The 15,971-nt window shown below is 34.3% G+C and carries 15 protein-coding genes, 1 tRNA gene and 2 rRNA genes (1 of these 18 only partly in view); 8 read left to right on the forward strand and 10 right to left on the reverse strand.

All coding sequences use genetic code 11. The features are described from left to right. From TDSAC_RS03940 to TDSAC_RS03955, 4 genes are all read left to right on the forward strand, one after another. Positions 1 to 1,410 (forward strand): 23S ribosomal RNA (locus TDSAC_RS03940); it begins 1,598 nt to the left of the window's first position. Positions 1,411 to 1,449: 39 nt separating this feature from the next. Then, positions 1,450 to 1,554 (forward strand): 5S ribosomal RNA (gene rrf / locus TDSAC_RS03945). Positions 1,555 to 1,748: 194 nt separating this feature from the next. After that, the gene (locus TDSAC_RS03950; protein ID WP_108308977.1) at positions 1,749 to 2,702 is read left to right on the forward strand and encodes a phosphodiester glycosidase family protein; all 954 of its coding nucleotides are present in this window, start codon (positions 1,749 to 1,751) and stop codon (positions 2,700 to 2,702) included. Between the two features lie 10 nt (positions 2,703 to 2,712). Beyond that, positions 2,713 to 3,717 carry a hypothetical protein gene (locus TDSAC_RS03955; protein ID WP_108308978.1) on the forward strand — a complete coding sequence of 335 codons (1,005 nt, stop codon included), beginning with the start codon at positions 2,713 to 2,715 and terminating at the stop codon, positions 3,715 to 3,717. Positions 3,718 to 3,727: 10 nt separating this feature from the next. On the opposite strand, the gene TDSAC_RS03960 is transcribed toward TDSAC_RS03955, so the two are convergent. From TDSAC_RS03960 to TDSAC_RS04005, 10 genes are all read right to left on the reverse strand, one after another. After that, positions 3,728 to 4,822, reverse strand: a complete 1,095-nt coding sequence (locus TDSAC_RS03960; RefSeq protein ID WP_108308979.1) for a TDT family transporter — start codon at positions 4,820 to 4,822, stop codon at positions 3,728 to 3,730. A 221-nt stretch (positions 4,823 to 5,043) separates the two neighbouring features. After that, positions 5,044 to 6,801, reverse strand: a complete 1,758-nt coding sequence (locus TDSAC_RS03965; RefSeq protein ID WP_108308980.1) for an aldehyde ferredoxin oxidoreductase N-terminal domain-containing protein — start codon at positions 6,799 to 6,801, stop codon at positions 5,044 to 5,046. After that, entirely contained in the window at positions 6,794 to 7,207 is a 414-nt protein-coding gene (locus tag TDSAC_RS03970; protein WP_108308981.1) for a 4Fe-4S binding protein, read from the reverse strand. The genes TDSAC_RS03965 and TDSAC_RS03970 overlap by 8 nt, the downstream gene beginning before the upstream one ends. Positions 7,208 to 7,225: 18 nt before the next feature. Then, complete coding sequence (locus TDSAC_RS03975; RefSeq protein ID WP_108308982.1) at positions 7,226 to 7,951, reverse strand: DUF2231 domain-containing protein; 726 nt, start codon at positions 7,949 to 7,951, stop codon at positions 7,226 to 7,228. Positions 7,952 to 8,083: 132 nt separating this feature from the next. Further along, entirely contained in the window at positions 8,084 to 8,890 is an 807-nt protein-coding gene (locus tag TDSAC_RS03980; RefSeq protein WP_108308983.1) for an energy-coupling factor ABC transporter ATP-binding protein, read from the reverse strand. After that, positions 8,877 to 9,737: a cobalt ECF transporter T component CbiQ gene (cbiQ, locus tag TDSAC_RS03985; RefSeq protein WP_199919907.1), complete on the reverse strand. Its 861-nt coding sequence runs from the start codon at positions 9,735 to 9,737 to the stop codon at positions 8,877 to 8,879. The genes TDSAC_RS03980 and cbiQ overlap by 14 nt, the downstream gene beginning before the upstream one ends. Positions 9,738 to 9,808: 71 nt before the next feature. Beyond that, positions 9,809 to 10,837 carry a cobalt transporter CbiM gene (gene cbiM / locus TDSAC_RS03990; protein WP_108308985.1) on the reverse strand — a complete coding sequence of 343 codons (1,029 nt, stop codon included), beginning with the start codon at positions 10,835 to 10,837 and terminating at the stop codon, positions 9,809 to 9,811. Positions 10,838 to 11,086: 249 nt separating this feature from the next. Further along, positions 11,087 to 11,710, reverse strand: a complete 624-nt coding sequence (locus tag TDSAC_RS03995; RefSeq protein WP_108308986.1) for an ABC transporter permease — start codon at positions 11,708 to 11,710, stop codon at positions 11,087 to 11,089. Between the two features lie 39 nt (positions 11,711 to 11,749). Continuing rightward, complete coding sequence (locus TDSAC_RS04000) at positions 11,750 to 12,025, reverse strand: glycine betaine ABC transporter substrate-binding protein (protein ID WP_108308987.1); 276 nt, start codon at positions 12,023 to 12,025, stop codon at positions 11,750 to 11,752. A 75-nt stretch (positions 12,026 to 12,100) separates the two neighbouring features. Further along, positions 12,101 to 13,390 carry a solute carrier family 23 protein gene (locus TDSAC_RS04005; protein WP_108308988.1) on the reverse strand — a complete coding sequence of 430 codons (1,290 nt, stop codon included), beginning with the start codon at positions 13,388 to 13,390 and terminating at the stop codon, positions 12,101 to 12,103. A gap of 91 nt (positions 13,391 to 13,481) precedes the next feature. Between TDSAC_RS04005 and TDSAC_RS04010 the strand changes: the two genes are divergently transcribed. The 4 genes from TDSAC_RS04010 to TDSAC_RS04025 all read left to right on the forward strand — a co-directional run bounded on the left by TDSAC_RS04010 (position 13,482) and on the right by TDSAC_RS04025 (position 15,952). Continuing rightward, a tRNA-Arg gene (locus tag TDSAC_RS04010) sits at positions 13,482 to 13,558 on the forward strand. A gap of 28 nt (positions 13,559 to 13,586) precedes the next feature. Then, on the forward strand, positions 13,587 to 13,937 hold the full coding sequence (locus TDSAC_RS04015) for a type IV pilus modification PilV family protein (protein WP_199919908.1): 351 nt from the start codon (positions 13,587 to 13,589) through the stop codon (positions 13,935 to 13,937). Further along, positions 13,906 to 14,499, forward strand: coding sequence for a hypothetical protein (locus TDSAC_RS04020; RefSeq protein ID WP_199919909.1), 594 nt, complete (start codon positions 13,906 to 13,908; stop codon positions 14,497 to 14,499). Before TDSAC_RS04015 ends, TDSAC_RS04020 begins: the two co-directional genes overlap by 32 nt. Continuing rightward, a complete protein-coding gene (locus TDSAC_RS04025; RefSeq protein ID WP_108308991.1) occupies positions 14,468 to 15,952 on the forward strand; it encodes a hypothetical protein in 1,485 nt (494 codons plus the stop codon). The genes TDSAC_RS04020 and TDSAC_RS04025 overlap by 32 nt, the downstream gene beginning before the upstream one ends. Positions 15,953 to 15,971: the final 19 nt, after the last annotated feature.

A 15,971-nucleotide genomic window follows, 5' to 3' on the forward strand; every position in this document is an offset into this window, starting at 1 on the left:
AGGCAAATCCGTCCCTTATAAAGGCCGAGAAGTGATGTGGAGGGGACACGTTCCCCGAACTAATTGGACGAGCAGCCAAGAAAAACCTCTAAGGAGTTCTTGAGGTGTCCGTACCGCAAACCGACACAGGTGGTCGAGGAGAATATCCTAAGGCGTGCAGGAGCACCCTCGTTAAGGAACTCGGCAAAATAGCCCCGTAACTTCGGAAGAAGGGGTGCCCTTGTAATGTGTAGTGACTTGCTCACGAAGCATGAAGGGGTCGCAGTAAAGAGGCTCGGGCGACTGTTTACCAAAAACATAGGTCTCTGCTAAGCCGTAAGGCGAGGTATAGGGGCTGACACCTGCCCAGTGCCGGAAGGTCAAGGGGAAGAGTTAGCCGCAAGGCGAAGCTCTGAACTTAAGCCCCGGTGAACGGCGGCCGTAACTATAACGGTCCTAAGGTAGCGAAATTCCTTGTCGGGTAAGTTCCGACCCGCACGAAAGGTGTAACGATCCGAGCGCTGTCTCAACGAGGGACCTGGTGAATTTGGGATATCCGTGAAGACACGGATTACTTGCAAAGGGACGGAAAGACCCCATGAAGCTTTACTGTAGTCTGACATTGCGTTTTGATAATTCATGTACAGGATAGGTGGGAGGCTGTGAAGGAAGGGCGCCAGCTCTTCTGGAGCCGTCCTTGGGATACCACCCTTGAATTATTGGGACGCTAACTTGCATCCGTTATCCGGAGCAAGGACAGTGTTTGATGGGCAGTTTGACTGGGGCGGTCGCCTCCCAAAAGGTAACGGAGGCGTCCAAAGGTCACCTCAGCGTGATTGGAAACCACGCGTCGAGTGTAAAGGTATAAGGTGGCTTGACTGTGAGAGAGACATCTCGAGCAGGGACGAAAGTCGGGCTTAGTGATCCGACGGTTCAGTATGGAATGGCCGTCGCTTAACGGATAAAAGTTACTCTGGGGATAACAGGCTTATCTCCCCCAAGAGTCCACATCGACGGGGAGGTTTGGCACCTCGATGTCGGCTCATCGCATCCTGGGGCTGAAGTAGGTCCCAAGGGTTAGGCTGTTCGCCTATTAAAGCGGTACGTGAGCTGGGTTCAGAACGTCGTGAGACAGTTTGGTCCCTATCTTTTGCAAGCGCAAGAAACTTGAGGAGGTCTATCCCTAGTACGAGAGGACCGGGATGGCGGAGCCTCCAGTGCATCGGCTGTGGTGCCAACTGCAAGGTCGAGTAGCTGTGCTCCGTGTGGATAAGCGCTGAAAGCATATAAGCGCGAAGCCCTCTCCAAGATTAGGTTTCTCATCCAGCAATGGAGTAAGACCCCTGGGAGACTACCAGGTTGATAGGCCAGAGGTGTAAGCATGGCAACATGTTCAGCTGACTGGTACTAATAGGTCGAGGACTTGACGGTAACTATTCCTCTAGAAGAAGAGAGGAGAAATCTTCTTCTCCCGGTGACCATAGCAAAGGTGCCCCACCCGTTCCCATTCCGAACACGGAAGTGAAAGCCTTTAGCGCCGACGATACTATTTGGGAAAATAGGACGTTGCCGGGAGATTTTTTTTGTTTTGTTGAGAGGTTATTATTTATTAATTATTAAATTAATATTGTGTTTTTAGTGTATGTTAAGAAATTTTAATAGAAAATTAATTTTTAAGATTTAATATTCTCTTCAGGTGTTTCACTTTTAATAATTTAAACTTAAATGAAATTAAAATTAACTTGAGTGTATTTAAATATCGATTTAATTTGAAAAAAGTTGTATTATACTGTATTTTTCAAATAGTGCTGGCATGTATAGTTATACCAGCGCTTGTTTTTTATGGTCCATTTTCGAATATTCGTAATATGTGGGTCGAATCAGCCATGACCACATCCAGTCATCAGTTCCTTGCAACACTCTTTCTCCCTGAGCAAAAAATAAAAAGCATTATGGATAAAACAAATTCTATTATTTTTGGAAATTCTAATCCAAATCTTCTTAATTTTGTGAATCATCACGATAATACTATTGAATTATTTGAAGTTAAGAGCAAATATTTTGTTGGCAAAGTTATGTTAATAAAGGATCCGACCAGAGTAAAAGTTGGTATTTCAAGACTTCTGCCAAATGAAGGACAAACTGTGAGTCAAATTGCGCAAGAAAACAACGCTGTTGCAGCTATTAATGCTGGAGGGTTTCTTGGTCTTGAAAATGGTTCCTGGAGCGCTACTGGAGGTGTTCCTGAAGGGATAATCATTCATGATGGAAAAATTTATTATAGTGATTTTGTTAACGATAAAATTAAAAGAGATATTGTTGGGTTCGATGCTGAAGGAAGACTTATAGTAGGAAAGTTTAATTTGAAAGAAATTAAAGCTATGGATATTAGAGAAGCTGTTAGCTTTGGACCTCCTCTTATTGTAAATGGCCAACCAATGATAAAGAGTGGTGATGGTGGTTGGGGAATAGCACCCAGAACTGCAATTGGTCAGAAACCAGATGGAACTGTTATCTTTTTGACTATTGATGGAAGAGCACTAGAAAGTGTTGGAGCAACTCTTAGAGATGTTCAAGATATTATGCTAAAATATGGCGCTTATAATGCTGCCAATCTCGATGGAGGCTCTTCTACCACAATGTATTATAAAGGACGAGTTATCAACAATCCTTCTAACCCTCTTGGTGAAAGAACCGTTCCAACAGTTTTTATGGTTAAATAATTACAGTTATATGAAGAAAAAAATTTTAGTCTGGTTTATATTGCCTGTATTATTCCAATTTCTTATTTTAGTTTATATTAACAACGTTTTTCTCACTTCTGGCAATATCGATATAAAAAAAATTAATGAGAATTCAGATTTACCTAAAGAAATTAAAATTAAACTTAATTATAGTGCAAAAAATCTTAGTGCCTCATATGATGGAAAATATGTTTCATTTTTAAATGATGGCAAGATTTTTATTTTAAACTCTAAAAATTCTAGTTTACAAAAAATTATTGATGTGGATAATGGATCCGTTGAATATTATACCTGGCTCCCGGATAGAGATAGAATTTTATATTTTTATAAAAAAAATCTGGGTTACGAATACGAGATTTCATTAGTGGCATATGATTTCAACAATTTCAATTATATGGAGGTTGGAAAGATATACGTTCGAGGAGGGTGGGATGTAAAAGATGTTACCTTATCAACTTTGACAAATATGATTTATGTAAATATTGTTAACAGATTTGGTGACAGCATGCTTTATAGAATTGATATAATGGGTCAATTTGTGCGCGTTAACCTTCCTTTTAATAGAATTATACGAATGTCTGAATTGAGACATAAGGATCAAATTTTTATCCAATCAACAGATGGAAGAATATATCTTTTTAGAAATATGATTGGAAGTTTATTCCTAAATAAAGGGTATGAAATTCTTGGGATTGGTGCTGATGATAGAGTTTATATAGGAAAAGTTAATAATAGTAATGTAATTAAGATATTTGTTGGTAAGACAGATCAATCATTTAGTAAATGGAAGGAAATTAATTTAGAAACTCCAGTTAATGTAAATTCAATTTTAATTTTTCCAAAAAATAATGAAATTGGGCTGCTTAAGTACAATAATGAAATTAAAATTCTTTCTTCAGGAAAAGTAATTTACCCAAATGGACAATATATTGGCCATAATGAAAACTATATTATTTATAAAAACTCAAATCATATTATTTTGAAGCTTTATTAGCGACGCCTACTTATTTTACCTGCTTTGGAAAAAGATATTTTCCGCTAAATGTTCCATAAATTGAGCTAATAAAAGTTAATATCCAAAGAAATGTTAAAAGCGTTGCAAGAACTACTGTGTACCAATATACGTATTCGACTTTGCAGTATTGATATATGCTATAGCTTGACAGTGTATATGCTGCAAGAGGAAATATAAATGCCCACCAAGAAAGTGTAAAAGGTATATGTCTTTCGCTTATCAAATATTTTAAGGTTATTAAAGCTACCAGTAAAAATGCCCAAATGCCAAAACTCCAAAATATTGCACCCATAAAACTAACTGTTTCTAATCCTGCTGATTCAATTATATTTAGAGATACTGAAACGTCTGCAATACCGAACAGACTAAGCGTTCCTACTCCTATTGGACCAAGTATTATCCAGAAGGTAGGCGTCGCAACCGATCCTGGCAATTTGTGAACTATAAATCTATTTAATAGAATGCTGTTTAGAAGGATAAATAAAGAGAGACCAATCCCAAAAAAGATGATGTCTGTAAAATTAATCGCACGTGCATAATCTATGTTTGTGCTTAGGTAAGATTTTGCTACCATATTTCCCAAAAGAGGAACGACTATTGTTGCAACTGGGGGTATATACCATGAGAAATTTATAAATTCTGGTTCTATTTTTTCTTTAACAACCATATTGTAAGTTACAAGAACGCCAAATATCAGACAAAGTATTACGCCATTTAGCCATAATAAATTACCTATAAATACAATATTTTTGTGGCTGAAAAAATCTTTGCCTATTAGAAAGAAGTTTGTTCCAAGTACGAGCCCTCCAACTGGCATTGTTGGGAAAAAATTTGATGTAATTGGATGACTCAAATCTTCTAATAGCTTATTAATGTGTAAAAACCATCTCAATACCCATGGAATTATTAAAATCAGAAAAAGAAAGATATTTAAAAAAAACAGTGATTGAGCGACAATCTTTAAAAAGGTAAAATGTGTACTAAGCGAATATAGAACGTTTGCAAAACCGCCTGTGCCCATGACAGAGGCAAACCATGCTGGTGAAAAGTGCTTGATTAACGAGTTAAAATCATTTTCAGTCATATAGATTCCTCCTAATATTAGTTATGAAATATATTTCATTAGTAAATTATATCATGATAATTATATAATGTAGCATTTTAATTAGATTTTTATATTTTTATAAACTTAAGAAGTTATAAAATATTTTGTTGAACCTGAATGAGTAAAATGTAAGAATAAATTTGTTCTAGATTATCTTTTAGATAATTTTTAACAAAGTTTTAAAACGAAGCCTTTAAATCTTATCGGAAATCCTTTTCTAATCTATTTCTAAAATAATCTACTGCCTTTCTCATATAATCTTCAGAAATCTTTCCATAAGGAGTAGAAGTCTCATATATTCTTTTTGGGAGATCTAAGTGACTTGGTATCCATCCCTCTTGAGTTTTGTATGACATCTTTTGCCTATAAATTTCCATGCCCAGCTCTTTAAGCTCTTCCTTTGTTATATTTATGTTAACTGTTTTTAGGCAATTTATAGTATTATCAAGATTTAGATATATTGCTCTTGCAAAGAAGCAAACTACGAGGCTGGACAATATTTGTCTATTTGCTTCTTCTTCTATTAATTTATCTACCAATTTTTCTGGCTCTGGATAGTGGCCTTTTAAACTCTGATCCATGCTGTAGCCTGCATTGTCTAAATGGCTATGCCTTGCGCCTAAAAACCATCCAAGGTGAGTAGCAGCTCCAGTATGATATCCTGGCATCTCATTTTTGCCAAAATTAAGCGCAAAATCTTTTCCGCCATAAATTTTTGATGCATAGCTTGTGCCTCTTGCAAGCGCTTTATAAAAGTCATTTGGCATTGATACAATATTTTCTAGACCTTCAATATATCCTTCCCATTCCCCAAAAGAAAATTTAACTAAAGTTTCTCTTTCATTAATAAGATTTTTGTTAAGCATTTCTGTAGCCCAGGCAAGAGCTACTCCTGATGACATTGCGTCAAGACCTAATTTTTCAGTTTTATCCATTAATTTTAGAAAACCTTTAGCGTCTTTAATTCCAAGCATTGTTCCAAGCGAATAAATAGGTTCGTAATCATATCCTATCATAGATGTTTTGTAAAAATATTTTTCTTCTTCGTGTGGTTCCCTAAATGTGGCAATATGAACGCATGCAACAGGACAACCGGTACAGGCTATCCTTCTTCCCAGATAATTTTGAGCAAGATTTTCTCCTGAGAGTTCAATTGCCCCTTCATAAGAAGTTCTGTTTAAGTTTTCAATAGGTAGACCGCCAATTTCATGAAGAGGAAGTACATTTGCAGCCGTTCCCAGGTCGTGATACTTTTTCATGAGACTTGATGTTGTTTCATCCAGAATATTTTTGTACATCCTTAAATACATTTTTGGATCAGGTAAATTTATTGTTCTTTTGCCAGCTATTACAAGAGCTTTTAGGTTTTTGCTTCCAAAAACAGCTCCAAGACCTAATCTTCCAAAATGCCTATATGTTTCAGTATTCAGTGATGCAAAACTTACTAGATTTTCTCCAGCTCTTCCTATTCTCATTATACTTCTTTGGCCTGAAAAGGGTTCTCTTTGCCTGATTATTTTGCCAACGGTTATCGCATCCTTTATACCCCATATCGCCCTTGCATCATGAAATCTGACTTCATTGTCTAATATTGAAAGATAAACCGGAATGTCTGATTTACCCTTAATAACTATCGCACCATATCCAGCCATCATAATGCTTACTGCGCTTCTACCACCTGCATGACTTTCACCAAGATTGCCTGTCAAAGGAGACTTAAATATAGCAACAGTTTTGGAGGCAAGAGGATAAAGAGAGGTAATAGGTCCGACTGCAAATATTATTGTGTTATCCGGGCTAAAGGGATCTACATTTTTTGGACACTCTTCCTTTAATATTTGAATTCCTACACCGGTTCCCCCAAACCACCTCTCGAATAAATCAGGCCTCGATTTTATAGTAAAGCTCTTTTTTGATAAATCTATATAAAGGACGCGAGTAAACTTGTCTTCAAACATTCTTTTTCCCCCATTCTTTGTTAAAATAAAGTACGTGATGAGGGCAATTCATGGCGCAAAAACCGCAGTAAATACATATATTTGGTTTATTTGTTTCATTATCCCAGAATATTGAATTTACAGTGCATGCTTCAACGCAATTTTTGCAACCGATGCACTTTTCTGAGATAAGATTTACCCCTCCATCTTTTCTTACCTCAAGAGCATCTGTAGGACATACTGCTGCACAAGGTGGTTCAAAACAGGCCCTACAAACTAGAACAGTAAAACCCTTTTCCATACCACCTGAGGAATGAACTGCGATCTTTGACTTAGCAAGTCCTGCAAATCCCTGCCTTCTAACGCAGGCAAGCATGCATATTTCACATCCAACACAGCGATCTGGATCTTTTATTTCTATTCTCAATAGATTATACCTCCTTACTTACTTCGATTTTTTAGTAGGAAAGGCTAGTTCTCCTCCATTGTATCCAATGACTGCTGTGAGGGGCGTAAGGAGCAATATTAGAATAAGGTAAATATATGTTAAACAATGAACGTTGGTATGTATTGAAGAAAAAACAGTGGGTTCTCTTACTCTCATGTACAACAACGCTAGCGCATCGAGATCAACTAGAATGGTGAATAATATTTTAAGCTTTATATGTATTGAAGGTATTAACCTATAGTTAAGCCACCAGGTAAATAGTCCTGTTAATATTGCAGGTATACTAAATATTAGTCCTGCTACAAAAAGATAAAAAGAAGTGGTTTCAAAAGATTTATAACCAAAAATTAAGAAAAGCAATGCAAAAAGGCTTGAACCCATCATATATGCAAGCGGTAAGTGTACTGAAATAGGGTGAGGATGTCTTTTCAAAGTTGGGTGTGTTTCTAAAATATTGTTTAGCCAATTTGGAATTCTTTGGTCTTGGGAAGGGTCCTTATATACCCCTATAATGGTTAATCTTTCTAACATGCTTTCGTTATGTGGAGCGGCAAAAATTTCAGATGTAAGATCCTTTCCAGAGTTGTGAATATTCATATGAGTTCCAGTTTTCCAGAATTTACTGTTTGTAGCATCATATACTTTACCTTTGTAAGCAATATATACTTTTTTTTCATCTTTTCCGTTAAATTTTTTAAGTGAACTTTCGTTGAACTCTTTCATATTCACACCTCACATTTATTAGGTTTATTATAACCTAAAAAATGTGGATTTATTTGTTATATGTGTTAATTAAAGTTTGTTTTAAATTAGAGTAATATTAATTAGGGCAATAATTGATAATGTTGTTAAGTATTATTCATGTGAGTGAAAGTGCATGTGGTCATCGGTATGAACGTGCTTATGAAAGTGTTCATCGATTAAATTCACTTTTATAAGTAATTCTTTATTCTCCATAATTTCTTCCGGAGTTCCTGATGCAATAATTTTGTGATCTTCAGAAAAAACATAAACTTTACTAGCTAATTCATAAACAAGATCGAGATTGTGTGTAGATATAACTATAGTTTTATTTTGCTTGTGAAAATCTTTTATGAAATTTATTAAGTGTCTTTGAGTTCTGGGATCTAAGCCATTGGTAGGTTCATCTAATAATAAGACCTCAGGTCCAATAGAAAGTATGGAAGCTATTGCTTCTTTCTTTTTTTCACCCCCGCTTAATCTAAAAGGAGGCCTATCTTTAAGGTGTTTTAATTCTAAGCTTTCTAAAGTCTTTTCTACCCTATCTTTAACTGTAACTTTATCCAAACCCAACTGTAATGGTCCGTACGCTACCTCATCCCATACTGTTGGATTAAATAGTTGAACATCTGAATCTTGAAATAAAAATCCGATTTTTTTTCTAAAAGAATAGAAAAAATCTTCATTAGAAAGGGTTTCTTCAGTTATTAACTTACCAAAGGCGTAGAATTCTCCTTCTTGAGGAAATATTAATGCATCTAAGATTTTCAAAAGCGTTGATTTACCACACCCATTTGCTCCTAACAGAATTGATAAATCGCCCTCTTTTATCTCTAAATTAATTTTTGAAAGAGCCTCTTCATTACTTGGGTACCTAAAACTTACATCCTTTAGCTTAAAAATAATATTATTTCCAGACAAATAAACGATCTCCTCCAATAAAGAATAGACACACAATTATTATAAAAATTAACCAAAGCCAGTCAAATAGTTTTACTTTAAATTCTGTTAAAACTAAAGCCTTTCCATTATAACCTCTCGAGGTCATAGCTGAATATACTTCATTACTCATAAAATAGGATTTTCCAAGAAGTATTGACATTGAATTAGATAAAAATTGTCTTTGTTCGCCTGTAGTTGTACGCCCTACAGTTCGACTTTTCTTTGCTATAAACATATCAACTGTAGTTTGTAAAAGAAGATAAATGTATCTGTGAGCCATTTCTAAAATTGATATGAATATAGGAGGTATACCTATTTTACTTAGAGCTTTTAGAAGCAACGACCACTTAGTTGTGAGAGTTAACAGTAGACTTAAAGAAACGCATATCCCAACTCTGAGCACCAATACAATAGCAGCAAAAATGCCTTGTTTTGTTATGGATATAACTTGTGGGATTTGCCAGAAAAGAAATTGAACTGGATGTGGCAAGTAAAATAAAACTAATAAAGGTTCACCTGGTAAAAATGGACTGAAAATACTTGGTATTACCATTATTACTGTGAAAAGTGGAACGATTAGCCATACCCTTTTTAAAAAGGACTTAATAGGAACTAATGAAACTTTTGCAAGCCAGATTACCCAGATATTAAAAAATAATAAAATAACAGGTTGATGAATAAAATTTGCTGTTATTATTAAAAGCAATGTAGATATTATGTTTATTCTAGGGTCAAGACTTTGTAAAAGTCCATGCCGGGAAGCTATCTTCCCGGCAATGAACTCCTCTTTCATTACGTTATTTAACTCATTAATTGTTTTTTCCATAAATCCTGGTTTAATAGATTTCGTAGAATTAGTTTTAAAGCAATTTAAACACATATAATCACCAATTTGAATTATTTTGTTTCATGAGCTTCTTCATCTTTCCCCTTTAAAATTTTTCCGAATAAATACGTAATAAGACTTATAAGAATTATACCAACTACTGCTGCTACAATATATCCTATTGCAGATTGGAAAAAGCTTTGATCAAAACCAGGAATACCATAATCTTGCATAAGAGCATGCCATTTGTCAGACATTTTTTCAAGACCTTCTGGGACAAAACCAAGTTTTTCCTTTAGTTCGTCTGCTCCCCATTCTCCCCAGGCACTACCAGATGCAAGGAGCCCAAGTGGAGTAAGTATTGCAACTATTGCCATACCTATCCAAAGCTTTGCATAACTGAAGGCTTTTGATGGTGCTTTAATTTTTTCTATATTAAGCATTTCGGGATTGCTTACCTGTAAATACTTGATGGCGAGAGCAGTGATCACTCCTTCAACAGGACCTGCTACAGTCAAGTGTGCAAATGCCATTGCTGGTACTGCAAGGTTTAATGGGTATGGACAGTATAGAGGCACGCCTGCAGCTGTGTGAAATAGTAGAGGTTGAAGTCCAAGTTCTATCCCTGCGCAGATTGCTGCAAGAACTATACCAATATAGCCTCCAATAAACCCAGCAACATATCTTCTTGCACTTGTTATTTCAGAATTTGTTGTTAATATTTTGTAAATATAATAAGAAGTAAACGGTAAAACAAATGCCATATTAAAGCAGTTTGCACCGAAAGCAAGTATACCTCCATCACCAAAGAGAAGTGCTTGAATTGCAAGAGCAATTGTTATACATAATGTCGCAGCCCACGGCCCAAATATTATTGCAAGAAGCGAACCTCCAACTGCATGTGCAGTAGTGCCGTCTGGAATTGGAACGTTATACATCATTATTACAAATGAAAACGCTGCACCAAGCGCCATTAATGGTACATACTTTTTATTGATAGTAGTTTGGACCTTTTTTACTGATGTCCACCACACAGGAAGCATAACAGCTCCCATTACAGCACATGTTTGCGGACTAAGATAACCATCTGGAATGTGCATTTAACTCCTCCCTTTCTAATTAATTTTTAAAGATCTGTAATCAATATGATTACAAAAATCTCTTTTTTTTTACACCCCCTTTATATGTGTATTAAAAAATAGAAGCCATGAAAGCTAACCTTTTCTAAGGTTAAAAGCCTTCATGGCTTCTATTTGTAAATAAACTATCACTTAAGTGTTTGCTTGTCAAGGATTTTGTAAGCTTTAAGTTGGATAATTAAAATTAAAAAATTTGCCTAAGAGCCTTTTCTAGGAATGATTTTTGTTTATGATATCTGGGTAAGTAAAGAATTTCTTTTCTATCATTGAAAAGCTTATGTCCATAAATAATGCAATAAGGATTGCTGGTATTGAGCCAGCCAGAATTTTATTTATGTTAAAACTTGCTAGACCTTCAAATATTATTGATCCAAGACCGCTGCTTCCAATTATAGCGGTCAATATAGCGACAGAATTTGACAATATAGCTGCAAACTTTATTCCAGCAAATATTGATGGATAGGCATTTGGAAATCTTATATATCTTAATATCTGCCACTCGCTCAAACCCATTCCTTTTGACGACTCTAATACCAAAATATCTATGTTAATTAGTCCATAATAAGTGTTTTTTACAATAGGCATCAATATTCTTAAAAATATTGCTAATATTGCAGGTTTAAATCCTATGCCAAATAATGGTACTACTATAGCTACCACTGCAAAGTTAGGTATTGCCTGGACTAAATTGCAAAATCCTATTATGAAATTTGCAATGTGGCGATTTTTTAAAGATATTATCGCAAGAGGTATGTCTATGACTATGCTTAAGATTAAATATATATATGTAAGCAGTATGTGAACGTAAAATGAGCTTAATATTTCGTCAAACATTATTGAATCTCTTTTGTAAAAATCTTTCAACCAGATAGGCTAATGCGTCAAAAAAAGGGCCAATATCCCTACCCATACCGCTTGATCCTTTTTCAAGGCTTCAAAATTAATTAAAGACCCGCCCAGGCCTTCTTTTATCTCTACATTAAATCCATTTTCTTTCAATAGTGTTGCCATCATATTTGCAACTATGTACTGTTCATTAAATGGTTTCGATCCAATGACTATAGTTTTAGTTTTACTGTTGTTAGAACAACCTATAGATACAAGTGAGGCAACTGCAATTACTAACAAAAGAACAAAAATCTTTTTCACTAAGCCCACCCCCCTTTCTGATGATTAGATTTTATTATACATAAACTTAGTAAATTTTTGAAATAAGAAAGATTACTATTTTGACTGTATGTTTTGCACTTTGTTGAAAATTCTGTAGATAATTTCTGCAATAATTGCTGATAGTAATCCAGTGCTAAAGCCATTTAAGAAAAGACCTGATAAGATGTTTGACTCTGGCAGAGTAATTACTATTTTTTCGAAGATGTATGGAATGATTAAGTATCCCAAAAAAGAAATTATGCCTATGTGAAGACTGTGATAACCCTTTTCTGATTTTGAAAGCTTTATCGCTGCCTCTATCTGGATATATCCCACCACTAGAAGAGAAGCTGCAATTACCTGAGTAGGTATCTGCACGAAAATCCCAACCAGAGTAGGGTATAGCGAGGCGAGTATAAATATTAGACCAACAAGGTAAAACGAATACTTTGATGCGTTTTGCGTCATTACTATCAAGGCAGGCGTAAGCGAATAGCTAACAGTTCCAACTGACCCAAAAATTCCAGAAAATATTCCAGATATAGCGTCAAATAGAATGCCTTTATTTGTTTTTTCAAGAGATGGGGGAATATTTAGCACTCCGAAAAGAGATTGAGTAGAGCCTATCTCGTTTATTACTACTCCAAGATAACAAAATAAAAAGGATATTGTTATGACGGGATTGAATTTTGGCATTTGGAGTGAAAATAAATTAGCACTTAAAACAGGTTCTGTGTGCATAGGCTTTATAAATATTAATAAAATGATTGAAGATATGCTCATAAAAAAAAAGATCGAAAATTTTGATAGGGGAAAACTTTGCTTGGAAAAGAAAATCGTAATTATCGATAATATCAGAATAAAAGTGATGTTTTCAGTAAAAGTAAATGAAGCTGATGAAAAGGCTAGATTTATTGCTATGGGAATAAGAGAAATCCCTATTAATAGTAGTACACTTACTGTAATGCCCTTGGATTGAAGTATTGAAAATCTCTTTATTATATTACTCTTTGCAAGAAGTAGTATGAATACACCTACTGATATTGAAGCAAACGAAATTTCTTCTAAAGAGGCACCCGGATTCAAAACAAAACCTAGCATTAAAGCAGTAGATGGTCCAATCAAAAGAGGAAGTTTGTGACCATATTTTAATTGAAGTATCTGAAAAATTCCTGAAATTAGAAATATTTTTGTGAGAAAACTTACTTCTTCTGAATATGAAAAGTTGTCTAGTTTTGCTATGGTACTTGCTACAATTACTAAGGGAGGAAGTATTAAGACTAGCCATTGCAAGCCTTGAAGAAAGATTATATATAATGGAGGTTTATCATCAAAATTATATTTTAAGCTTACCTTTTCAGCCATAGTTTATATTAAAACATAATATATCTAAATTGACATAATAGGGTTATTTTGGTAACTTAATATAAGTATTTATTTTATTATTAAGTTAAGTGTCCACGTAGCTCAGTAGGATAGAGCATCGGATTCCTAATCCGGGGGTCACAGGTTCGATTCCTGTCGTGGACACCACTTTTTGTACTGGGGGTAAATAAGGTTTTTGATTGATAGAGATGGTATTACTTTATTGGAGATTGTAGTAAGTATCTTTATTTTATCTATTTTTATGCTAATCTCTTTTGGTAGTCTATCTCGTTCTCTAATTATAGAAAAAGATTTACATATATACAACAAAGCTCTTGAAATTGCGCAAAGTAGTTTTGAGAGAGCATTATCAGACAAAACTAATCAGGATTTAAATATTGTAGAAACTTACTGTTTTGATAAAGACTGTTTTAAAGTAAATATTAAAAAGACAATTAATTACAGTAAAAAATTGATAATTGTAAATGTTTTTGATAGTGGAATTCCTAAAAGATTTGAAGATGTTACCTTGCAAACCGAAATTTGAAAATAGTTTTAAAGATGGGGTTTCCTTTTTAGAAATTTTGTTGTCAGTGCTACTTAGTTGTGTGATAGTATTAACTCTAGCAATAAATCTTTATAATTCTTCCAAAGTTTTAACAAAAATACAGGGTAAAGATGAAATAATTTCTGAAAGTTCGTTTATGATGCTAAGAATTGAACAGGAAATTAGACAGAGCGGCTATAAAAATATGTTATTAGCAAAAAATAATATAGTAGATCCGGGAATAGTCATAAACCAGAATGCTATATTCTTTAATCTTGATTTATCTAACATCCCAAATGAAAGTTATCCAGAAGGAGATGGTAACTATGAAAGGGTAGGGTATTTTGTTTCAGATGGCTTTTTAATGAGATATGTAAATGGCAATACCGAACCAATGAATGCTCCTGATGTACACGTATCTGGTCTTGCTGCTTATAGAGGTAGAGTAGAAGAGGGAAATTTTATAGAAGACTCTTCAGGCGATATGGTAAAGATATTAATTGATATTGACGCGCCGGAGAAAACATGCTTTGAAAAATATATTAAACTGCGAAATATCTAAAAGGGGTTTTACTCTCCTCTTTGTTGTGCTTACAATGTTTTTTATAATTATTGCACTATCTATTACGTTTTTTGCTATTAAAAATTCATTAAATACCAATATTGTAGTCAAAACAAACGCCAATTATCTTATTGCTTGTGAAAAGGCTATAAACGATGCTGTTTTGAAACTTTCCCTTGATCCAGAATATTCTGGAGAAAACGTAGTAGTAAATTCAATACCTGTGAAGATTGTTGTAAATGATATCGGCTTATATAAAAAATTAACTGCAAGTTCTATGGGTAAAAGTGTGGAGGTTTTAGTAAAAAAAGAGCTTTCGATTCCCAAATATGCTTTAGCAGTAAGAAAAAGTTTTTCTTCAATAGGCCACGTGAAGGTTATAACCAAAACAAGCGATAGTGCTTTGAGTGGAGTTTTAATTAATTATCTTGATGACTCTTATCCTAATATTTTTTTTGAATCAAATACTGATGGAATATTAAGATTATCTCAACCAACTAAAATAAACTTTGATGAAAGCTTACCATTTTGGCAAGAGTATTTAGAGAATTTAAAAAATTTACCTTCTGGGCTCGTTATCAACTATCTAGATCCTGCAAACAATGCACCTGTAGTTAATTTTCTGAATTGTAACCAGACTTATTTGGTTCCTTTAAGATTAGGTACTAATTTGAAGATAAATAATCTTCAAAGCAATTGTAAAATAACGTTTTTTTCTGATGTTTCTACTTATGGGGACTTATTTCTCCCATCCAATGTTAATTTTGATTTCAATGGGCAACTTTTTGTAAAGGGGAATCTTTTTTTGGGCAGTAAAGAGGTAAATATTAAAAATGGCTTAATTGTTTTATCTGATCTAAACTTCTTAAATTCTAGTACTCTGAACGTTGGTGACTCTCTTTTTGTTAAAAAAAATCTAAACCTGACCAATCCCTCTAAATTGATTGTAAATAATGGAGTTCAGATTAAAGGAGATCTTCAGGTAGAGAATAATTCTTATATGAGTGTAAATAAAGCTTTGAATGTAGAAGGAGATTCTAAGATATATGGACAGTTAGTATCTAACAATTCTCAGTTAAACTTTGATAATTTATATATTTTGGATGCTGGATCTGTTGATTTAGCAGGTTCGAACGTATATATTAATAAGATTTTTAATATTAGCTCGTCAGATTCGAGTTTAAAAGGTTTTCTTAAGAGTTCTTCACTATACGCTAGTTCAATATATGTAGGACTTAACGAAACGGTTAATTCAAACGTTGTTGTGCTAAACTCCGCTGATATATCAGGAAATATTTTGGGATCTTTATTAATTTTGAATGAAGATCCCAATTCTAGTAGTTTGTTTAACGATGGTTCTACAATAACCTTCTCTTTAATAACAGATAATTGGGTTGGTCCACCTCTTGGATTGAGGTTTAAGATTGTAAAAGGATCCTGGAGAGAATTTTAGTTTTTTAATTTATCTGAAA

It is taken from the genome of Thermodesulfobium acidiphilum, from assembly GCF_003057965.1.
Lineage (GTDB): Bacteria > Thermodesulfobiota > Thermodesulfobiia > Thermodesulfobiales > Thermodesulfobiaceae > Thermodesulfobium > Thermodesulfobium acidiphilum.